16 protein-coding genes are annotated in these 20854 nt (G+C 70.7%); 11 read left to right on the top strand and 5 right to left on the bottom strand.

Going from position 1 to position 20854, the window contains the following annotated elements:
• The first annotated feature begins 18 nt into the window (after positions 1–18).
• The 5 genes from SSOG_RS42835 to gndA all read left to right on the top strand — a co-directional run bounded on the left by SSOG_RS42835 (position 19) and on the right by gndA (position 6453).
• Positions 19–1257, top strand: coding sequence for a hypothetical protein (locus SSOG_RS42835; RefSeq protein ID WP_009720573.1), 1239 nt, complete (start codon positions 19–21; stop codon positions 1255–1257).
• Positions 1258–1353: 96 nt separating this feature from the next.
• A complete protein-coding gene (locus SSOG_RS42830) occupies positions 1354–2127 on the top strand; it encodes an SDR family NAD(P)-dependent oxidoreductase (protein WP_009720572.1) in 774 nt (257 codons plus the stop codon).
• The gene (locus SSOG_RS42825; RefSeq protein ID WP_009720571.1) at positions 2124–3830 is read left to right on the top strand and encodes a carbamoyltransferase N-terminal domain-containing protein; all 1707 of its coding nucleotides are present in this window, start codon (positions 2124–2126) and stop codon (positions 3828–3830) included. The genes SSOG_RS42830 and SSOG_RS42825 overlap by 4 nt, the downstream gene beginning before the upstream one ends.
• Positions 3831–3854: 24 nt before the next feature.
• The gene (argB, locus tag SSOG_RS42820) at positions 3855–4796 is read left to right on the top strand and encodes an acetylglutamate kinase (protein WP_039942714.1); all 942 of its coding nucleotides are present in this window, start codon (positions 3855–3857) and stop codon (positions 4794–4796) included.
• Between the two features lie 202 nt (positions 4797–4998).
• Positions 4999–6453, top strand: a complete 1455-nt coding sequence (gene gndA, locus SSOG_RS42815) for an NADP-dependent phosphogluconate dehydrogenase (protein WP_009720569.1) — start codon at positions 4999–5001, stop codon at positions 6451–6453.
• A 52-nt stretch (positions 6454–6505) separates the two neighbouring features.
• Here gndA and SSOG_RS42810 read toward each other — a convergent pair whose 3' ends face one another.
• On the bottom strand, positions 6506–7855 hold the full coding sequence (locus tag SSOG_RS42810) for an MFS transporter (protein ID WP_009720568.1): 1350 nt from the start codon (positions 7853–7855) through the stop codon (positions 6506–6508).
• A gap of 81 nt (positions 7856–7936) precedes the next feature.
• A complete protein-coding gene (locus SSOG_RS42805; protein ID WP_009720567.1) occupies positions 7937–9088 on the bottom strand; it encodes an XdhC family protein in 1152 nt (383 codons plus the stop codon).
• A gap of 50 nt (positions 9089–9138) precedes the next feature.
• Here SSOG_RS42805 and SSOG_RS42800 point away from each other — a divergent pair, with 50 nt between their 5' ends.
• The 5 genes from SSOG_RS42800 to SSOG_RS42780 all read left to right on the top strand — a co-directional run bounded on the left by SSOG_RS42800 (position 9139) and on the right by SSOG_RS42780 (position 14630).
• Positions 9139–9735, top strand: a complete 597-nt coding sequence (locus SSOG_RS42800; RefSeq protein ID WP_009720566.1) for a (2Fe-2S)-binding protein — start codon at positions 9139–9141, stop codon at positions 9733–9735.
• Positions 9732–10733 carry an FAD binding domain-containing protein gene (locus SSOG_RS42795; RefSeq protein WP_009720565.1) on the top strand — a complete coding sequence of 334 codons (1002 nt, stop codon included), beginning with the start codon at positions 9732–9734 and terminating at the stop codon, positions 10731–10733. The genes SSOG_RS42800 and SSOG_RS42795 overlap by 4 nt, the downstream gene beginning before the upstream one ends.
• The gene (locus tag SSOG_RS42790; RefSeq protein ID WP_039940105.1) at positions 10730–12904 is read left to right on the top strand and encodes a xanthine dehydrogenase family protein molybdopterin-binding subunit; all 2175 of its coding nucleotides are present in this window, start codon (positions 10730–10732) and stop codon (positions 12902–12904) included. Before SSOG_RS42795 ends, SSOG_RS42790 begins: the two co-directional genes overlap by 4 nt.
• 10 nt (positions 12905–12914) lie before the next feature.
• Complete coding sequence (locus SSOG_RS42785) at positions 12915–13535, top strand: TetR/AcrR family transcriptional regulator (RefSeq protein WP_009720563.1); 621 nt, start codon at positions 12915–12917, stop codon at positions 13533–13535.
• A gap of 315 nt (positions 13536–13850) precedes the next feature.
• Entirely contained in the window at positions 13851–14630 is a 780-nt protein-coding gene (locus SSOG_RS42780) for a lysozyme (RefSeq protein WP_425385450.1), read from the top strand.
• Positions 14631–14684: 54 nt separating this feature from the next.
• Here the strand turns inward: SSOG_RS42780 and SSOG_RS52880 are convergent, their stop codons facing one another.
• From SSOG_RS52880 to SSOG_RS42765, 3 genes are all read right to left on the bottom strand, one after another.
• Positions 14685–15212, bottom strand: coding sequence for an extensin (locus tag SSOG_RS52880; protein WP_154686051.1), 528 nt, complete (start codon positions 15210–15212; stop codon positions 14685–14687).
• Between the two features lie 199 nt (positions 15213–15411).
• Positions 15412–16662, bottom strand: a complete 1251-nt coding sequence (locus SSOG_RS42770) for an acyltransferase family protein (RefSeq protein ID WP_078510673.1) — start codon at positions 16660–16662, stop codon at positions 15412–15414.
• Positions 16659–19040, bottom strand: a complete 2382-nt coding sequence (locus SSOG_RS42765; protein ID WP_039940100.1) for a glycosyltransferase — start codon at positions 19038–19040, stop codon at positions 16659–16661. Before SSOG_RS42765 ends, SSOG_RS42770 begins: the two co-directional genes overlap by 4 nt.
• 629 nt (positions 19041–19669) lie before the next feature.
• On the opposite strand from SSOG_RS42765, the gene SSOG_RS42760 reads away from it, so the two are divergent.
• Positions 19670–20854, top strand: coding sequence for an FAD-dependent monooxygenase (locus tag SSOG_RS42760; protein ID WP_039940097.1), 1185 nt, complete (start codon positions 19670–19672; stop codon positions 20852–20854).

The raw sequence follows: 20854 nt of genomic DNA, 5'->3' as shown, positions 1-20854 counted from the left end.
CCGATCTGAAGGAGCGTCATGAGCAGGATCAAGGTGACCCGAGGCAACTGCCCGTGCCTCCGAGCCGACCCCAGGGAACTCGCGACCGGCCCCGACGGGCCCATGTGCACGGCGGATGAGGCGAGTTGCTCCACCGCCGACCTGCTGGAAGCCCTCCCGGAACCGGAGGCCGCCCAGCCCGGTGACATCGCCGTCGGTTCGGACGGCAAGGTCGAGCTGCGCCTTTCCCGGCTGCTGCCGCTGTACGACGGCGACTTCGGGGACGAGTTCCTGCTCATCACCTCCGAGCGGGTACGCCGCGGCATCCGGCTGGTGGCGGACATCCCGCAGCCCTTGCACGAGCTGGAGTGGAAGGGCCCGGACACCCGGTCCGCCTTCGTCGGTCAGCTTCGGGCCTGGCGCGCCGAGGGGCGCAGGGCCTCCGCCCTGTGGATCGCGGAGGACGAGTTCGAACATCTGCTGGACGATGACGCCGAGGGCGTGAAGCTCGGTGCCATCTCGTACTTCTCCTCGGAGTTCACCCCGCTCTCCCTGAGCCACTACCTGCGGATCATCACCGGGACCGACTACGAGTCGGAGCTCGCGGTCGAGGGCCATCTGCTGTCCCTGCTGGAAGAGGCCGACGCCCTGGTCCTCACCACACCCGAGCTGGACACCCGGTGCGTGTTCCGGCACCAGGAGACCGAGCACTGGTTCTCGCTCCACGGGCCGCTGCGTTTCGCGGACCAGACCGTGCTGCCGACCGGGGAGATCTCCACGCTCGCCGACGGCTCCGGCGCGTACAGCCGCGACAGCCGGATGCCCATCGACGGCGAGATCGTGTTCAAGGGGTCCCCGATCATCCACCGCGGGGACCGGACCGTGACATCGGAGCACACCGCCGACACCTACCTGCGGCTCGCCCCGATGGAGGACCTGCCCGTCGTGGCCCATGTCCGGAACGGCTACATCCACGACTTCACGGCGCCGATCCCCGAAGCCAAGCGCCTGCGGGACACCTTCCGCGCCCTGGTGGACGCCGAACCGCAGTACCGCAAGATCCATGAATTCGGCTTCGGTACCCACCCCGGCTGCGCCAACCGGCTGCGCAGCAACTTCCACCCCAACGAGCGCTGGCCCGGCATTCACATCGGCCTGGGACTCGGCGGCTTCACCCCGTTCCACATCGACCTCGCGCTGACCGAGGTCGAGGTGCTGCTCGACTCCCCGACGGCGGGCAAGGTGCCGCTGTACCAGACGCTCGGGCTGCGTCGCTGAACCCGGTCGCGTGCGCCGCGGGCCGTCCCGCAGCGCACGCGCCGGTTTCCCCTCGGGTGGCGGTGGCGGGACGTGGAGGGCTGAGGAGGCTGTGCAATGACGTACGAGGACCGCGGTGTGGCAGTGGTGTCGGGGGCTTCGTCCGGCTTCGGCGCCCGTACCGCCCAGGTACTGGCGCAGCAGGGGTACGGGGTGGTCGCGCTGGCCCGCCGGGGCGAACGGCTGGCCACGCTCGAGAAGGAACATCCGGAGCTCCGGATCCACGCCCTGTCCGTGGACGTCCGGGACCGGGCCGCGCTGCGAACAGCGTTCGAAGGATTGCCGGACGCGTACCGGGACATCTCCGCCATGGTCAACAACGCCGGCCTGTCCAAAGGGTTCGGGCCCCTCCAGTCCGCCGACAGCCGTCACTGGCAGGAGATGGTCGACACGAATATCACCGGCGTACTGAACCTGACCGATCTCCTGCTCCCGGGCCTGGTCGCCCGGAAGTCCGGCCACATCGTCAACGTCGGCTCCATCGCGGCCAACTACCCCTACATGGGGGGCAATGTGTACGCCGCCACCAAGGCGTTCGTGCATCAGCTGACCCTCAGCATGCGGGTCGACCTGGAGGGCACCGGCGTCAGGGTCAGCTGTATCGCGCCCGGGATGGCCCGGACGGAATTCGCGCTCGTCCGCTTCGACGGCGACGAGGAACGCGCGGAGGAGCTGTATCGGGGCGTCACGCCGCTGACCGCGGACGATGTGGCGCAGGCCGTCTCGTGGTGCCTCTCCAGACCGCCCCACGTCAACATCAACATGATTGAGCTCATGCCCGCCGACCAGCCCTTCGGCCTGGGTTTCGGGCGCAAGGAGGGGAATTCGTGATCATCTGCGGGCTCAAGCTGACGCATGACGGCGCCGTGGCCCTGCTCGACGGGGACCGGCTGGTCTTCAGCATCGAGATGGAGAAGATCGCCAACGGCCGTCGCTACAGCACCGTCTCCGATTTCGGTGTCATCCCGGGGATACTCGCCGACTTCGGCTACAAGACCGAGCACGTGGACGAATGGGTCATCGACGGCTGGGACGGGGACGTGGACGGCCGGGTCGCCCTGCTGGACCACGGTGAACCGGTCGAGGTGGTCGTCGGCCCGTACCGCGAGTCCGCCGCCTGCCCCGACCTCGCGCGCCCCGGAGCGTCCGGCGAGTTCACCATGGGCGGCCAGGCATACCCGTACACCAGTTACGCGCACGCCGCCGGCCATGTGGCGAGCACCTACTGCTCCAGCCCGTTCGCGGAACGCCGGGAACCCTCCTTCGTCCTCATCTGGGACGGCGGCCTCTTCCCCCGCCTGTACTGGGTGGACCCGAAGACCGGCGTGGAGAACCTCGGTGAGCTGTTCCCGGTGCTCGGGCACGCCTACGCGATAGCGGGCCACCACTTCGGGCCGTTCCGCCGGCCGACCCAGTCGCCGACCGTGGACGACCTGACGGTCGCCGGGAAGCTGATGGCGTACATCGCGCTGGGACAGGTCCGGGAGGAGGCGATGACGATCCTCCGTGAGGAGTTCCACCGGACCTTCGAGGGCGACAGCGCACCGGCCGTCGAATACCGCCGGGCCGTGGGCGGGTTCGGGAGTCTCTTCGAACCGTCCGTGCCTCCGGTGCACGCGTTCTACGGCGCCGTGCGCGAGCGGGCGGAACGCGCCGGGATCGCGGACGAGGACGTTCTGGCGAGCGTGCACCACCTCTTCGAAGAGCTCCTGACGGAGCGCCTCTCCGCCAAGGTGCGGCAGCACCGGGGCGACGGCCCGTGGAATCTGAGTTTCGCCGGCGGCTGTGCGCTGAACATCAAGTGGAACAGCGCGCTGCGCTCCCTTCCGCTTGTCCGCGAGATGTGGGTACCGCCCTTCCCCAACGACTCGGGATCCGCCATCGGCGCCGCCGTATTGGGCATGATCCAGCACCGTGGGCTCCAGGCCATCGAGTGGAATCCCCGCCTCGGGCCGCGCCTGTCGCCCACCCCCGACATCCCCGACGGCTGGTCGGCCCGTGCGTGCGCGCCCGCCGAGCTGGCCCGGGTGCTGTACGACACCGATGAGCCGGTGGTGGTCCTCAACGGCCGGGCCGAGCTGGGCCCTCGCGCGCTCGGCGGCCGCAGCATCCTCGCCTCGCCGATCGGGACGGCGATGAAGGACACGCTCAACCGGATCAAGGGCCGTGAGTCCTACCGCCCCGTCGCCCCCATCTGTGCGGTCGACGAGGCCCGGAAGATCTTCGAACCCGGCACGCCGGATCCGCACATGCTCTTCGACCACGCGGTGCGCGACGCATGGGTGGCCCGGATCCCGGCCGTCATCCACCTCGACGGAACCGCACGGCTGCAAACGGTGGCACCGGACGACGATCCGCTCCTGGCCGAAGTTCTCGCCGAGTTCCACCGGATCAGTGGCGTACCGGTGTTGTGCAACACGAGCGCCAACCTCAACGGCCATGGGTTCTTCCCCGATGTCGCGTCCGCGATGGCGTGGGGCAAGGTGGACCGGATCTGGAGCGAGGGCACCCTCTACCAGCGGACCGGCGGCTGAGGAACCCGGGTCGTGGACGGCGGGATGGCCGTCGCCGACGACGGAGTGCGGCGGGCGACGGCGGCCAAGGCCCACGCGCTCATCGAAGCCCTGCCGTGGCTGCAGCGGCTCCACGGCAGCACCATCGTCATCCGGGCCGGCGGCAGCACCATGACCGACGAGACGCTGAAGCGCGCCTTCGCCCAGGACGTGGCGTTCCTGCGCTGCGCGGGCCTCGGACCCGTCGTCGTGCACGGTGACGAGTCCGAGGTGAAGGCCCATCTCACCGGACTCGGGCGGGATTCCGGTCTCACCGCCGAGCCCATGGACCTGGTCCGCATGGTCATCACCGGGCGAGCCCAGCGCGAACTCGTCGGACTGCTCAACCGGCACGGCCCGTTCGCCATCGGCCTGACCGGCGAGGACGCACACACCATCACCGCCGGCGCGCGCCGGGCGACAGCGGACGGCGAACCGCTCGGCCCCGGTGCGGTCCACGACGTCGGCGAGGTCAACGCCGACGTCGTCCAAGCTCTGCTCGACAACGGCCGGATCCCGGTCGTCTCCAGCATCGCCCGCAGCACGAACGGTGACATCTGCCGCGTGAGCCCCGACGCCGCAGCCGCGGCCCTCGCCGCCGCCCTCCGGGCCGAACGGCTCGTCCTGCTGTCCGACACCGAGGGCCTGCCCACGAACCGGCTTCATGGCCGATCGGTGATCGGTCTGCTCACCACCGGTGAGCTGGAGCACCTGCTACCCGAGTTGGGCAATACCTGGCGACCCCCGATGGAGGCGTGCCTGCGGGCGCTCCGGTCCGGCGTCGGACGCGCCCGGGTGCTCGACGGCCGGGTGCCGCACGTACTCCTGCACGAAGTGTTCGCCGGGGAAGCCCTGGGCACCACGGTCCGGCCCGGAACCACGGGATCCGACCCGCGCGGTCCAGGGACGAAACAACACCCCGGAGCGCCCCTCAGTCACTCAATGTAGAAACCCCACAACCCGACACCCGTCCCGGGCAGTGGAAAAGTGACACACTCCGGCCGCATTCTTTGGACACACATCACGGCGTCGAGCACATCGTGTAACTATGACCGGGCGAAACCCGGCTGACCGAGAGGGAAGATCACCGTCCCCTCATCGTTGCTGCTCGCACAAGTTTTCGATGCGCGTGACAGGAGTGGAACACCGTATGCCCAGCCCGTCCTCCACCCAGCCCACCGCCCAGATCGGCGTCACCGGGCTCGCCGTCATGGGCAGCAACCTCGCCCGCAACTTCGCCCGGCACGGGCACACCGTGGCTGTCCACAACCGCTCGTCCGCCAAGACCAAGGCGCTGATCGAGGAGCACGGCCACGAGGGAAGCTTCGTCCCGGCCGAGACCGCGGCGGAGTTCGTCGCCGCCCTCCAGCGGCCGCGGCGGCTCGTCATCATGGTCAAGGCAGGTGCGCCCACCGACGCCGTCATCGAGGAGTTCGCACCCCTCCTCGAAGAGGGCGACGTCATCATCGACGGGGGCAACGCGCACTTCGATGACACCCGGCGCCGGGAGAAGGCCCTGCGTGAGCGCGGGCTGCACTTCGTGGGCACCGGCATCTCCGGTGGCGAGGAGGGCGCGCTCAACGGGCCCAGCATCATGCCCGGCGGATCGTCGGAATCCTACAAGTCGCTCGGTCCCCTGCTGGAGAGCATCTCCGCCAAGGTGGACGGCACCCCGTGCTGCACCCACATCGGCCCGGACGGCGCCGGACACTTCGTGAAGATGGTGCACAACGGCATCGAGTACGCCGACATGCAGCTCATCGCGGAGTCGTACGACCTTCTGCGGCGCGCGCTGGGGCTCACGCCGGGCGAGATCGCGGAGGTGTTCCGCACCTGGAACGGCGGCCGTCTCGAGTCGTACCTGATCGAGATCACCGCCGAGGTGCTGGCGCACACCGACGCCGCGACCGGCAAGCCGTTCGTGGACGTGGTGCAGGACCAGGCCGAGCAGAAGGGCACCGGCCGCTGGACCGTCCAGACCGCACTGGACCTGGGCGTTCCGGTGAGCGGCATCGCCGAGGCGGTGTTCGCCCGCTCGCTGTCCGGCCACGCCGACGTACGGGACGCCTCGCAGGGGCTGCCCGGGCCCGCGGCCAAGCAGCTCACGGGTAAGGCGGCGGAGCGGTTCGCCGATGAGGTCGAGCAGGCGCTGTACGCGTCGAAGATCGTGGCGTACGCGCAGGGCATCCACCAGATCGAGGCGGGCAGCCAGGAGTACGGCTGGGACATCGACCCGGGGGCGGTGGCCCGGATCTGGCGGGGCGGCTGCATCATCCGGGCCCGGTTCCTGAACCGGATCACCGAGGCGTACGGCAAGGACAACAAGCCGGTCACGCTGCTGGCCGACGACTACTTCGCGCAGGCGCTGGGCGAGGCGCAGGACGCATGGCGTCGGGTGGTGTCCACCTCCGTCGAGCTGGGCGTACCGGCACCCGGTTTCTCGGCGGCGCTGGCGTACTACGACGCGCTGCGCTCGGAGCGACTGCCCGCGGCGCTGGTGCAGGGGCAGCGGGACTTCTTCGGCGCGCACACCTACCGGCGCACCGACCGCGAGGGCTCGTTCCACACCCTCTGGGGCCAGGACCGCAGCGAGCGCGAGGCCTAAAAAGGCCGGGCCCGTGCGCGCGCCCGTCCATGGGCGCGCGCATGGGCGGCCGTCAGGCCGTGTAGCGCCGGAAGTCGGGCACCGCGACGGCCAGGCCGAGCATCGCTACGGCGACCAGCAGCCCGCCCGCGGCGACCGCCGTGCGGGGCCCGAGGAGGGAGCCCGCCGTGCCGTGCAGCAGATCGGCGATGCGCGGGCCGCCCGCCACCACCACGGTGAACACGCCCTGCATCCGGCCGCGCATGTCGTCTGTGGCCGCTGACTGGAGGATCGCGCCGCGGAACACCATGGACACCATGTCGGCCACGCCCGCGACGGTGAGGAACACCGCCGCCCACCACAGGCTGGAGCTGAGGCCGACGCCGCTGATGGCCACGCCCCAGGCCACCACGGCGACGATGACCATGAGGCCGTGGCGGCGGGCCCGGGAGAACGTGCCCGACAGCAGCCCGCCCGCCACCGCGCCGAGCGGGATCGCGGCGAAGAGCAGGCCAAGCGCGAAGCCCTCGCCCCAGGGCGCGTAGGTGTGCGAGGCGAGTTGGGGGAAGAGCGCCCTGGGCATGCCGAAGACCATGGCGATGATGTCCGCGAGGAAGGACAGCAGCAGCACGCGGTGGGCGGTGATGTAGCGGAAGCCGTCCACGACATCCCGCCATCCGGCCCGTGACCTGCCACCACCGCTGTCCTTGAGGTCCTTGAGGTCCTTGAGGGGCGGCATCGCGGGCAGCCGCCAGACGGCCCACAGCGTGACGCAGAGCGCGATGGCGTCGGCCAGATAGAGGATGGGCAGGCCGAGGACGGGTATCAGCGCGCCCGCCAGCAACGGGCCGACGATCATGCCGGTCTGGGCGACGGTGGACTGGAGGGCGCCCGCGGCGGGCAGCTCATCGGCGGGGACGAGCCGGGCGATGGAGGCGTTGCGGGCAGGGGAGTTCATCCCGAAGAACCCCTGCTGGGCGGCGAGCAGCCCGATCAGCAGCGGTACCGAGTCGAGACCGGCGAAGGACTGCGCCCAGAACAGCAGCGAGGTGACGGCGATCCCCACGTTGGTGACCAGCATCAGGGTGCGCCGGTCCATGCGGTCGGCCACCACACCGCCCCACAGCGCGAACACCACGAGCGGCAGGAGTCCCGCGAAGCTCGCGTAGCCGACCCAGGCCGAGGAGCCGGTGATGTCGTAGATCTGCTTGGGTACGGCGACGGCGGTCAGCTGACTGCCGACGGCCGTGACCGTGGTGGACGTCCACAGTCGTCGGAAGGGGCGGTGGCGCAGCGGCCGGGTGTCCATGACCCAGCGGCGCCAGCCGGTCTTCGGCGGGGCGTCCGGGTCGGTTGCCCGGTCGGCGGGGGTGTCGTCGGGAAGCGGTTCTCTGGCGTCGTCGGTGCCTCGCGTCGTCTCCACGGCAGATATTGAGTCCCTCACTCCACTCACTTCGGTCGCGGACCATTGTGACGGTCCACGGCCAAGCGCCGTGCCCCCGTCTCAGCCCTCGGCCGCCGGGTGCACCGAGTGGGGCCGGTGGATGCGGCCGCTGAGCGAGGTCAGCCGGGCGCCGCTGCCGTCCCAGCGGTCGGCGATGATCTCCGCGGCGATGCTGACCGCGGTCTCCTCGGGGGTCCGGGCGCCGAGGTCCAGGCCGATCGGGGAGGCGAGCCGGGCCAGCAGGCCCTCGTCGATCCCGGTGTCGCGCAGTCGGCGCAGCCGGTCCTCGTGGGTGCGGCGGGAGCCCATGGCGCCGACGTACGCCAGCGGCAGCCGAAGCGCCTCCTCCAACAGCGGTACGTCGAACTTGGGGTCGTGGGTGAGGACGCAGACCACGGTCCGCTCGTCCACCCGGCCCGCCTCGGCCTCGGTGCGCAGATAGCGGTGCGGCCAGTCGGCCACCACCTCGTGGGCCTCGGGGAAGCGGCGCTTGGTGGCGAAGACGGGCCGCGCGTCGCAGACGGTGACGTGGTAGCCGAGGTAGGTGCCGATACGGGCCATGGTGGCCGCGAAGTCCACGGCGCCGAATACCAGCATCCGGGGTGGTGCGGCGTGTACCGACACGGAGAGGGTCAGCTCCTCGTCGGTGCGGGTGCCGTCGTAGCCGTAGCGCAGGGTGCCGGTGCGCCCGCCGGCCAGCAGTCCGCGCGCGTCCTCGGCGACCGCCGCGTCCAGCCGGTCCGAGCCCAGCGAGCCGGTGGCGGTGTCCGGCCGGACCACCAGCCGTCGGCCGAGCCGCCCGGCCGGGTCGGGGCCGTCGACCGCCACGCAGATGACCTCGGCCACCGGCTCGCCCTCGCGCACCGCCGCGGCCACGTCGTCGTATTCGGGGAAGGCGGCGGGGTCGATGCGCTCCACGAAGACGTCGATGACTCCCCCGCAGGTCAGTCCGACCGCGAAGGCGTCGTCATCGCTGACGCCATAGCGCTCCAGGACCGGAGTGCCGCTTTCGGTGACCTCCTGGGCCAGTTCGTAGACCGCGCCCTCCACACACCCTCCGGAGACGCTGCCGACGGCGGAGCCGTCCGGGCCGACCAGCATGCTCGTCCCCGGTGGCAGCGGTGAGGAGTGCCAGGTGGCGACCACCGTGGCCCGGGCGAAGGGCTCGCCGGCGCGCCACCATCGGTGCATCTCCGCTTCGACGTCTCGCATGGAACTCCATTCCCCTCGCCATGCATGTAAGAGGTTGATACATTCAATGTATGAGCCTCTCACATCGCTCTCCGAGTAGCGACATCAGCTTGCGGATCAATGGGACGACCCACGCCTTGACCATCGACAACCGGACGACGCTGCTCGATGTGCTGCGCGAGCGGGTCGGTCTCACGGGCACCAAGAAGGGCTGTGACCACGGGCAATGCGGTGCGTGCACGGTGCTGATGGACGGCGAGCGGGTGAACAGCTGCCTGATGTTCGCGGTGGCCGCCGAGGGACGCGAGATCGTCTCGATCGAGGGGGTCGCGGAACTGGCGGACGGTCAGGGGCTGCACCCGGTGCAGCAGGCGTTCCTCGACCATGACGGCCTCCAGTGCGGCTACTGCACCCCGGGCCAGATCTGCTCGGCGATCGGGGCGCTGGGCGAGGCGCGGCGCGGCTGGCCCAGCCATGTCACCGAGGACACCGCCGCCGGTGTGCCGGACGTGGCGGGGCTGGACGAGGCGGAGGTGCGCGAGCGCATGAGCGGCAACCTGTGCCGCTGCGGTGCGTACGGGGGCATCGTGGACGCCGTCATGGAGGCGGCCGGTGCCGAGGGCGTCGAGGGCGCCCGGTCCGCGAGCGCTGCCGGAGGCGTGCGGTGAAGGAGTTCGCCTACGCCCGTGCGGGCGATGCCGCCGAGGCGGCCGCGCTGATGGCCGAGCGGCCCGACGCCACGTATCTGGGCGGCGGGACCAATCTCGTGGACCTGATGAAGCTCGGAGTGGCGGGCCCGGGGCTGCTCGTCGACGTGTCCCGGCTGCCGTACGACCGGATCGAGCACCGCGACGACGGTTCGGTGCTGATCGGCGCCACCGTGCGCAACGGCGATCTGGCGGGCGACCCCGGCGTACGGGAGCGCTTCCCGCTGCTGGCCCAGGCGCTGCTGGCGGGCGCGTCCGGTCAGCTGCGCACGGTGGCCACGGTGGGCGGCAACCTGCTCCAGCGCACCCGCTGCGTGTACTTCCAGGACGTGTCCAAACCGTGCAACAAGCGCGAGCCGGGGTCGGGTTGTCCGGCCATCGGGGGCGCGCACCGCGATCTGGCCGTGCTGGGCACCTCCGACCACTGTGTGGCGTCCCATCCGTCCGATATGGCGGTGGCGCTCGTCGCGCTGGACGCGGTGGCGCATCTGCGGTCGGTGGACGGCACGACGCGCACCGTCCCGGTGGCGGAGCTGTACCGGCTGCCCGGCGACACTCCGCACCGTGAGACCGTGCTCGGCCACGGCGACCTCGTCACCGCCGTCGAGCTGCCCCCGCCGCCGGGCGGCGCGGCCATGCGGTACCGCAAGGTGCGCGACCGCTGGTCGTACGCGTTCGCGCTGGTGAGCGTGGCGGCCTCGGTGGCGGTCGCGGACGACGGCACGCTCGCGGACGTGCGGATCGCGCTCGGCGGTGTGGCGCCGCGCCCGTGGCGCGCCCGGATCGCCGAGGAGCGGATGCGCGGCGGCCGGCCGGACGAGGAGACACTGCGCGAGGCGGCCCGGGCCGAACTGGAGCAGGCGCGCCCGCTGCCGGACAACGCGTTCAAGGTCGACCTGGCCACCGATCTCATCGTCGCGGTCATCCGCGATCTCGTCGCGAGGAAGGACCGCGCATGACCACCGCGACCACCACCCGGCAGACCGTCGGCACGCCGATGACCCGCGTCGACGGCCTCGACAAGGTCACCGGCGCGGCGACCTACGCGTATGAGTTCCCGACGCCGGACGTCGGCTATGTCTGGCCGGTGCAGGCCACCATCGCCCGTGGCCGGGTGACGGAGGTCGACGGCGCCCCGGCGCTGGCCCGGCCCGGTGTGCTGGCGGTGCTGGACTCCGGCAACGCCCCGCGGCTGAACACGGAGGCGCAGGCGGGCCCCGATCTGTTCGTGCTCCAGTCCCCCGAAGTGGCGTACCACGGGCAGATCGTGGCCGCGGTGGTGGCCACCTCGCTGGAGGCGGCGCGCGAGGGCGCGGCGGCGGTACGGGTGAGCTACGAACAGGAGCCGCACGATGTGGTGCTGCGCTTCGACGACGAGCGGGCCCAGGTCGCTGAGACGGTGACCGACGGCAGCCCCGGGTTCGTCGAACACGGGGACGCCGAGGGCGCGCTGGCGGCCGCGCCGGTGCGGACCGAGGCGATGTACACCACGCCGGTCGAGCACACCAGCCCGATGGAGCCGCACGCCACCATCGCCGCCTGGGACGAGGACCGGCTGACGCTGTACAACGCCGACCAGGGCCCGTTCATGTCCTCCCAGTTGCTGGCGGCGGTGTTCGGGCTCGACCAGGGCGCGGTGGAGGTGGTCGCGGAGTACATCGGCGGCGGCTTCGGCTCCAAGGGCATTCCGCGCTCCCCCGCCGTGCTGGCGGCGCTCGCCGCGAAGCACCTCGGGCGGCCGGTGAAGATCGCGCTGACCCGGCAGCAGATGTTCCAGCTGATCCCCTACCGGGCCCCCACCATCCAGCGGATCCGGCTCGGCGCCGAGCGCGACGGCCGGCTGACCGCGATCGACCACGAGGTGGTGCAGCAGCGCTCCGCGATGGCGGAGTTCGCCGACCAGACGGGGTCCTCGACACGGGTGATGTACGCGGCGCCCAACATCCGTACGACGGTGAAGACGGCGCCGCTCGATGTGCTCACCCCGGCGTGGTTCCGCGCACCCGGCCACACACCGGGCATGTTCGCGCTGGAGTCGGCCATGGACGAGCTGGCCACCGAGCTGGAGATCGACCCCGTCGAGCTGCGGATCCGCAATGACACCGGTGTCGACCCCGACAGTGGCAAGCCGTTCAGCAGCCGCGGTCTGGTGGCGTGTCTGCGGGAGGGCGCCGCGCGCTTCGACTGGGCGCTGCGCGATCCGAAGCCCGGCATCCGGCGCGAGGGGCGCTGGCTGGTGGGCACCGGCGTCGCCTCCGCACACCACCCGGACTATGTGTTCCCCTCGTCGGCGACGGCGCGTGCCGAGGCCGACGGGACGTTCACGGTGCGGGTCGGCGCCGTCGACATCGGGACCGGCGGGCGCACCGCGCTGACCCAGCTGGCGGCGGACGCCCTCGGCATCCCGGTCGAACGGCTGCGGCTGGAGATCGGGCGGGCCTCGCTCGGCCCGGCGCCGTTCGCGGGCGGCTCGCTGGGCACGGCGTCCTGGGGCTGGGCGGTGGACAAGGCGTGCCGTGCGCTGCTGGCGGAGCTGGACACGTACGGCGGCGCCGTCCCGGACGGGGGCCTGGAGGTACGGGCCGACACCACCGAGGACGTGGAGCTGCGGGCGTCGTTCTCCCGCCACTCGTTCGGCGCCCACTTCGCGCAGGTCCGGGTGGACACCGACACCGGCGAGATCCGTGTCGACCGGATGCTGGGCGTGTTCGCCGCGGGGCGGATCGTCAATCCGAAGACGGCCCGTTCGCAGTTCGTGGGCGCCATGACGATGGGTCTGTCGATGGCGCTGCTGGAGATCGGCGAGGTCGACCCGGTCTTCGGCGACTTCGCCAACCACGATTTCGCGGGCTACCACGTCGCGGCCAACGCCGATGTCCCGAAGCTGGAGGCGCTCTGGCTGGACGAGCAGGACGACAACCCCAATCCGGTGCGCGGCAAGGGCATCGGCGAGCTGGGCATCGTGGGCGCCGCGGCGGCGGTCACCAACGCCTTCCACCACGCGACCGGACAGCGGGTGCGCGATCTGCCGATCCGCGTCGAACGCTCGCGTGAGGCCCTGCGGGCGGCGCGCGCCGAGGCCCAAAAGCGCGGGCCGGGGGCGGCGGAGCAGGGAAAACCGGTCGGGTAGGGTCGCCCGGATGGCACCCAGCTGCAAGGGGCGCGCCACGTACCACCACGGCGATCTCGCCGCCGCGCTGGTGCGGGTGACGCTGGAGATCGTGGACGAGGTCGGGGTGCGCGGTTTCTCCGTCGCGGAGGCCGCGCGCCGCACCCGCGTCAGCCCCGGCGCGCCCTATCGCCACTTCGCCGACCGCGACGCGCTGTTGGCGGCCGCCGCGCTGGAGGTCTCGCGGCGGCTGCGGGCCCTCTATCTGGAGGCGGTGGCCACGGTCGAGTCGCCGCAGGAGCGGCTGGCCACCATGGCGGGCAGCGTGGTGCGGGCGGCCGCCCGCTTCCGGGGCGGGTACGAACTCCTCTACGCCCCCGGTGTGCGCACCGCCCACCCCGATGTGGTGACGGCCAAGCGGGAGTTCGTGGACCTGCTGCTGCCGAGCGCCTTCGAGGTGGTATCGGAGGAACACGGGGCGGCGGTGGCGCTGCTGGAGGCGTTGCAGGCGCTGGCCCGCGGGTACGCCACCCTGCTGCTCGACGGCGTGTTCGGCGACCCGGACGAGGTGGCGGAGGATGTCGCCGCCCGGGCGACGCGCTCGGCGCGGGCCCTGGTGGCGGGATCTTCCGTCACCTCGGCGGACGACTGATTTCCTCCGAAATTCCCTGCCCGGAACGGAAATTCAAGTTATCCCGCTTTATGGTCGGCCATATCGTCGGCGGTGACGGCGGCAACCGCACGGTGGACCCATGGAATTTCCAAAATCTCTTCCATATGTTTCATCTACGCGCGTACCTTCGGTGCGGACTGCTCTCCCCACGGAGCACCAATTCCGGAGGAACAGATGTCCTTAAAGGCCGGAAAGGGGCGACACCGGGCCCCCTCGCGCTGGCGCTCGCCGTATGCCATCGGCGGTTTGGGGGCCGCGGTCGGCGCGGCCGCCCTCGCCACTCTCGTGCCCGCGATGGCATCGACGACCGAACCTGACACCGACTCCGCCCCGAACCGCACCCTGTCCGCGTCCGTCCCGCACCCCGAGCGGGACTGGATGGGCTCGACGCTCTCCGCGCACGAGAAGGCCGCCCCGAAGGCGGCTCCGGCGGCCACTCCCGACGCCGCGACGGTAGAGGGTGTCGACGTCAGCAACCATCAGGGCTCGGTCAACTGGACATCCCTTTGGAACAAGAACGTCCGGTTCGCCTACGTCAAGGCGACCGAGAGCACGACGTACAAGAACCCCGCCTTCTCCTCGCAATACAACGGCGCCTTCAAGAAAGGCATGATCCGCGGCGCCTACCACTTCGCCCTGCCGAACAAGTCGAGCGGCAGCAAGCAGGCGGACTTCTTCGTGCGCAACGGCGGCGACTGGTCGAACGACGGCAAGACGCTGCCACCCGTACTGGACATGGAGTACAACCCGTACGGCGGGACCTGCTACGGCAAGACGAAGGCTCAGATGGTCGGCTGGATCAAGGACTTCAGCAGCCGGGTCAAATCCCTCACCGGCCGCGATCCGGTGATCTACACGACCACCAGCTGGTGGAAGTCCTGCACCGGCAACAGCGGCGCCTTCGCCTCGAAGAACCCGCTGTGGGTGGCGCGCTATACCGCCTCGCCGGGGGCGCTGCCCGCGGGGTGGAAGACCCACACCTTCTGGCAGTACACCTCCACGGGCCCGGTGGTGGGTGACCACAACCGCTTCAACGGAAGCCTGACCGCGCTGAAGGCGCTGGCCAAGGGGTAACCGCCCACCAGGGTAACCACCCCGCCCCGCTCCGGGGCGGGGTGCGGGAGCGGGTCAGCCGCCGAGTGCGCCGCTCAGGCCGCCGACCACACCGTCCAGCGTGTTGCCGACGCCGTCCACCACGTCGCCGACCACACCCTTCCCCTGGCCGCCGCCGTTCCCCGGCTGCGGCGACTCGCTGGGCTGCCCGCTCGGGGTGCCGGGAGTGGACGGGTCGTCGCTGAGCGTCCGGGCCGGCGACGAGGGGGCGGCGGGGGCCTGGTCGCCACGCTGGGTGGGCGAGGTGGCCACATCGGTGTGCGCGGGCGTGGAGGGCGTCGCGGTCGGGGTGTGCGACGGGGTGGCCGCCCCAGAGGGCTCCGTACCGCCGCCGCCCGAACCGTCCGTGTGGTCGCTCTGGTCCGGGAGTGGCCGGGGCTTCGCGGACTCGGATGGCGAAATATGGCTGCCCGAGGGCTTGTCATCGGCCGTGGGGTCGATGTCCGGTTTCTGCTCCTGGGACGCGTGGACATCGGAGCGTGCCTGGGTGGACTTGTCGCCCCCGACCGAGGAGTGAAGGCCGAAGGCTATGGTCCCGGCCACGCCAAGGACGGTGACCGCCTTGAGCGAGTTGGCTCGGGCCAGCTGAGCAGGGGTGGGACGGCTGTGTCGGCCCATATCGCTGATGTCTCCCCGTTATGACGTCAAGAACAAGCCAGATCATAGTCACGTGTCCCCGGTGTGCGAAGAGCCGCACACCGGGGACAACACGTGACACACCAGCACTTACTGTGGCAGGTTGCTACCGCGCCACCTCCGGATAGAAGTCCCGCGACCGCCCCTTGGCGTCCTTCAGCCGCCCGAGCAGGCTCGCCGGGTACTCGATGACCCAGTAGCTCACCAACGCCGCGGCCAGCGCCACCACCAGCACGATCAGCACGGCGAACGGGAAGCCCTCCTGGCCCGCGGGCGGCAGCAGTCCGCCCTCGTAGAGGCCGAGCATGATGGGCTCGTGCCAGACGAAGAGGCTGTAGCTGGCCAGTCCGATCGCGGTGAGCCACCGGGCCGACAGCCACGCTTCCCAGCGCCCCGGTTTCCGCACATGGAGGGTGGCGAACAGCAGCACGGTCCACAGCACGGCGGAGAGCGGATGGTAGAAGGTGGTGGCGAAGTCCTCGGGGCCCGCGCTGAGCAGCGACAGCACGTACAGGGCCACGAGCGGCGCCACGCGCAGCGGGATCGTCACCTTCGGGCCGAGCCGTCCGCGGTCGCCGAGGGCGACCGTCAGAACCGCGAGCCCCATGCCCGCCGCGAACCCGCCGAAGCGGGCCTGCGGCCCGAAGTACACCGGCCATTCGGTGTACGGCACCTCGAACCCGTAGTGTGCGACGGCGATCCAGACCATCGGCCCGATGTACAGCAGCGCGCATCCGGCGGCGCACACCGCCACCCGCGCGGCCCTGCTCCGCAGCAGCCGGCAGGCGCGGGCGGCCAGCGGGCCGAGTGCGACGAGCGCCAGATAGAACATGATCTCCAGCGACAACGACCAGGTGGGGCCGATGGTGTAGAAGATCTGCTCCTTGTCGAACACCTGGGTGAAGGTGAGATGCCGGAGCAGGTCGGCCCAGTCTCCTGGCAGGGACGGATTGCGGGTCGCCCAGATGAACAGGATGGCGAGGAAGTACAGCGGCACGATGCGGATGGCGCGCCGGAAGAGGAACACCCGGGCGGGTTTGGTCGAGCCGCCGTCGATCGCGGCCCGCGCGTACGACAGGGTCAGCAGATACGCGGAGAGGACGAAGAAGAAGTCGATGACCTCGAGCGAGACGAGCGCGTTCGCGTAGGGGTTGGCCACCGGGGCGTGGGAGCCGTCCTGGTCGTACGTGAAGTACTGCTGCCACACGTGGAAGACGACCGTGGCCATCGCGGCCAGCCCGCGGTAGCCCTGGATCTCACCGTTGCGGCGGCGGCCGGTCGCCGACTGCGCCGGTTTCACGGCCGTGGACGCGGCGGGGTGGTGGGTGTTGTTGTTGACCGTGGACAGGGTGCTCATGCGCGGGGCACCGCCTTGCCGCCGCCGGACCGCGGGGTGACCCGCCACTGCTGGTCCCGCAGCACCTCCTTGAGGAGCGCCTGACGGGCCACGATGTTCTTGAAGTGGCTGTAGAAGAAGGTCGCCACGAAGAGATACCGCCAGAACCACGCCCTGCGGCGGCGCAGTTCGGGTATCGCCAGCCGCCACGCGAACAGCGCCTGCACCACTCCGGCGGAGAGCGTCACCAGCGTGGCCAGCAGGCCGATCGGCACCGCCCAGTCGAGTTCACCGGGGCCGCCCGCGCGCCAGGCCGCGTACAGCAGGACGGGCAGGATCTGGAGGGTCAGCCACGGCTGCACCTCACGCCAGCCGAGGAGGACGAACAGCCCCGCCTTCTGCCGGAAGGTGAAGGCAGACGAACGCAGCGCGGGCCACAGGTACTTGAGCGACACCTGGAGCCAGCCCTGGGCCCAGCGCGACCGCTGGTTCCACAGCGCCTTGACGGTGGTGGGCGCCAGCTCGCGGGAGACGAGGGTGCGGTCGGTGGCGATTTTGGCGCCCTCGTGGAGGGCGCGCATGGTGGCGTCGATGTCCTCGGTGAGCATCGAGCCGTGCATCCGGGTGCGGGCGAGCAGATCGGTGCGCCAGAAGCCGTTGGAGCCGCCGAAGACGCCGAAGGTGTAGAGCCGGGTGCGGCCCGGGTGGCTGACGGCGTAGATGGCCTCGAACTCCACGCCCACCAGCTTGGCGACCCAGGAGCTGTCACCGTTGCGGATCACGCAGTGGCCCTGGACCACGTCGTACCCGTGGGACAGCCAGTGCCAGGCGTTCTTGAAGGCGTCGGGGGCCGGGTGGTGGTCGGCGTCGAAGATGCCGACCATGTCGCCGCGCACCCGGGTGACGGCGGCGTTGATGTTCTGCGCCTTGGAGGTGGATCCCGCCACCGGCAGCAGCACCAGACGCGGATCGCTGCGGGCCATGTCCCGGAGGGTGTCCTCGACGGGCATCGGGTGCGGGGTGTTGTAGGCGAGCACGATTTCGAGCTCGTTGGGGTAGTCCAGCCGCAGGAACGATTCGACGGTGTCGACGATGGTCGCGGCCTCATTGGGGAGATAGGCGGCGATGACGGCGCTGGCCGGTGGATACGGCTGCGCGGGCCGCTCGGGGCGGGACGCGGCGTCGAGCGAGAAGAGGCACTCCAGCACGATGAGCACCGCGGAGACGATGAGACCGCCGACCACCACCCAGTAGGCCGCCGATCCGATGTCCCAGCCCAGTTCGTACATCTGCTGGTAGAACACGAAGGGGATGGCCACGCCGAGGACGAGGACGAATAAGGGCGAGAGGGCCGACAGCAGGGCCTGCACCGCCACGGTGACACGGCGTCGTGCGCGGGGGGCGCCGCGCATCCAGGCCGCGTACTTGACCGGGCGCAGATCCCGGTGGCGGATGGACTCGGCCACCGCGTCCCGGGCCTGGTCCACGGCTTGGTGGCGGTCGGGGCAGTCGGTGAGCGGGGTCCAGCCGATGGCGGGGGTCAGCCGCACGTTCTCGTCGGCGACGACGAAGCGGGTGCCGGCCACGGTGTTGGCGAACTGCTGGAGGGCGCCGCGCGCGGTGTCCTCGTCAACGCCGGGCATCAGCATCAGCAGCCGCCCGTCGTCGTCCCAGCCGAGCCGGTCGCACACCCCGCCCAGCTTCTCCGCCACGCCGGCCAGCCGCTCGGCGACCTCGCGGCGCACCCGCGGCCCCAGCCGGACCTCCAGCGCGGCCATCTCGGCGACGCCGACCATGGCCACGACGCCGCCGCTGCGGCTGTCGTCGGCGCGCTTGAGTTCCCGGTCGAGTTCGCCCAGGAAGTGCGGCTGGGAGTACAGGCCGGTACGCGGGTCCAGCAGCAGGTTCTCGACCGGCACCGGGACCCGGCGCAGCTTGGCCTCGATGCGGGCGGCCAGTTCGACGGGGTCGGAGGTGTCCGGTACGCAGTCGTCGGCGCCGCCGCGCAGCATGTCGGCGACGCCGGTGGGCCCGGGGTCCGTGGTGACCATGAGCAGGGGCAGCGCCCGGCCCGCGGGGGCGGCACGGACCTCGCGGATCACCTCCAGCCCGTCGTCGCTGCCGTCGAGGGCGACGATGGCGTCGGGCGGGGTCTGCCGGAGCTGTCGGTCCACGTCGCCGGGCCGGGCGTGGCTCACCTCGTGGCCCGCGGACACCAGGGTCCGGGTCAGCCGGTCGATGCCCGGGCCGGGATCGCCGACCGCCAGCACATGTCCGCTCGGGCCGTCGGCGATGGCCTGGGGCGTCCCGGACGCGCCGGGTTCGGCCGATCCTCCGGACGTTCCTTCGGACGATGTTTCGGATGATTCGAGTGACCGCGGATGGTGCGAAATCAGCACCTGAGGATTTCCTTCCTTGCCAGGTCGTGCGTCACCGAACGGGACACCGGGGCGCTATGCCGGGGCATACGGAATGCCGTCCGCGCGGGGGCATATGCCGAGCGCGACCGAATAGCCGCCCGAGGGGCCTGTGGAATGGCGAATCGCCGTTGGTGAGGCTTCGCGTGAGGGTTTTCGGCGTTGCTACGCGGAGGCCGTGGCCGGTCCGCGGCCGCAAGGGCCGGGTCTCCGGCGCTGCCCGGAACAGGCGCGTACCGCTCTTGCCGGGCCGCGGGACACGCGAGCGTGTTCCAGCGAAGTGTGCATGGGGCCCATCCTTGTTCGGATCGTGGGGGGAGGACCGAACGTCACCAGTGCGACCAACCGGCTTTTTGTACGGGCCAGTCGGAAACCCCAGTCTCATCGATGACAACAGAACCGCACAACACCATCAGGTAACACTCTCATTAATCGATCACTGCGCGCAGGTAGATCCCGCGGCGTTCGGCCTTGTCGGCGTCCCGTCGGCGTCCCGTCGGCATCTCGTCGGTGTCCTGTCGGTGCCGCATAGGCGGTGCGTCGGTGCGGTGTCGGTGGCATCGCTCACTCTTACGAGCAGAAGGTTTCGGGGGACGGAAAAGGAGTTCACGATGCGGAATATGCGAGTCCTGATTTCCGGCGCCAGTGTCGCCGGACCGGCTCTGGCGTACTGGCTGGACCGCTACGGATACGAGGTCACCGTGGTGGAGCGGAGCGCCCGGCTGCGGCCCGGCGGGCAGGCCATCGATGTCCGGGGCACGGCGCTGGAGGTGTGCGAGCGCATGGGAGTCCTGGAGGAGGTCCGCGCCCACAGCACCGGTCTGCGCGGTATGTCGACGGTCGACGAGGACGGAAAGGAACTGTCCAGCACCACCGAACGCACCATGAGCGGCGGGCAGCTCGACCGCCCCGACGTCGAGATTCTCCGCGACGATCTGGCGACGATTCTCGTGGGCGCGGGAGGAAAGAACATCGAATATCTCTTCGACGACTCGATCGCCGCACTCGCCCAGGGTCCCGACGAAGTGGCCGTCACCTTCCGCAGCGGTGTGTCGCGCACCTTCGATCTGGTGGTGGCCGCCGACGGAGTGCACTCCAGCACCCGGGGGCTGGTATTCGGCCCCGAAGAGAACTTCCTCCGCCCACTGGGGAGTTATCTGGCGGTGTGGACCGTGCCGAACTATCTCGGCCTGGACCGCTGGCAGGTGGCCTACCTGACGAAGGACAGCAGCGCGTGGGGCGCGATGGTGATGAGCGTCCGTGACAACACCGAGGCAAGGGTTTTCGTCGGATTCGACTCGGACGAGCCGCCCGCCCGGATCCTCGGCGAACGGACCTCCTCGGAGCACAAACAGCTGATCGCCGAGCGGTACGCGAGCGCGGGCTGGGAGGTTCCACGGCTGCTGGAGTACATGTGGGGAGCGCCCGACTTCCACTTCGACGCGGTCGCCCAGATCCATATGGACTCCTGGTCCCGTGGCCGGGTGGCGCTGCTCGGCGACGCGGGCTACTGCGGCTCGCCCGCCTCCGGCCAGGGCACCTCCATGGCCCTGATCGGGGCGTACGTCCTGGCGGGTGAGCTGAAGGCCGCGGGTGGTGACCACACCACGGCCTTCGCCGCCTACGAGCGGGAGCTGCGCGACTTCGTGACCGCCAACCAGAATCTCGCCCTGGAGAACCGGGAGCGGATGGAAGCCGAGGCCACCGGGACGGGCCAGGACGAGTTCGCCCCGGAGGACTTCTACGTGGAGGACTTCTACAAGCTGGTCGACTCGCTGACCCTCAAGGACTACTGA

Source organism: Streptomyces himastatinicus ATCC 53653 (assembly GCF_000158915.1).
In the GTDB taxonomy this organism is placed as follows: domain Bacteria; phylum Actinomycetota; class Actinomycetes; order Streptomycetales; family Streptomycetaceae; genus Streptomyces; species Streptomyces himastatinicus.
The sequence above is the reverse complement of the archived record's forward strand: the minus strand, read 5'-3'. Positions and strand labels throughout refer to the sequence as shown.

What these genes read in the sequence shown, in the direction of transcription:
- SSOG_RS42835 (WP_009720573.1), top strand. Translation starts at nt 19, where the DNA reads ATGAGCAGGATCAAGGTGACCCGAGGCAACTGCCCGTGCCTCCGAGCC.
- SSOG_RS42790 (WP_039940105.1), top strand. Translation starts at nt 10,730, where the DNA reads ATGACCACCGCGACCACCACCCGGCAGACCGTCGGCACGCCGATGACC.
- SSOG_RS42760 (WP_039940097.1), top strand. Translation starts at nt 19,670, where the DNA reads ATGCGGAATATGCGAGTCCTGATTTCCGGCGCCAGTGTCGCCGGACCG.
- SSOG_RS42805 (WP_009720567.1), bottom strand. Translation starts at nt 9,088, where the DNA reads ATGCGAGACGTCGAAGCGGAGATGCACCGATGGTGGCGCGCCGGCGAG.
- argB (WP_039942714.1), top strand. Translation starts at nt 3,855, where the DNA reads ATGGCCGTCGCCGACGACGGAGTGCGGCGGGCGACGGCGGCCAAGGCC.
- SSOG_RS42785 (WP_009720563.1), top strand. Translation starts at nt 12,915, where the DNA reads ATGGCACCCAGCTGCAAGGGGCGCGCCACGTACCACCACGGCGATCTC.
- SSOG_RS42780 (WP_425385450.1), top strand. Translation starts at nt 13,851, where the DNA reads ATGGCATCGACGACCGAACCTGACACCGACTCCGCCCCGAACCGCACC.
- SSOG_RS42800 (WP_009720566.1), top strand. Translation starts at nt 9,139, where the DNA reads ATGAGCCTCTCACATCGCTCTCCGAGTAGCGACATCAGCTTGCGGATC.
- gndA (WP_009720569.1), top strand. Translation starts at nt 4,999, where the DNA reads ATGCCCAGCCCGTCCTCCACCCAGCCCACCGCCCAGATCGGCGTCACC.
- SSOG_RS42770 (WP_078510673.1), bottom strand. Translation starts at nt 16,662, where the DNA reads ATGAGCACCCTGTCCACGGTCAACAACAACACCCACCACCCCGCCGCG.
- SSOG_RS42830 (WP_009720572.1), top strand. Translation starts at nt 1,354, where the DNA reads ATGACGTACGAGGACCGCGGTGTGGCAGTGGTGTCGGGGGCTTCGTCC.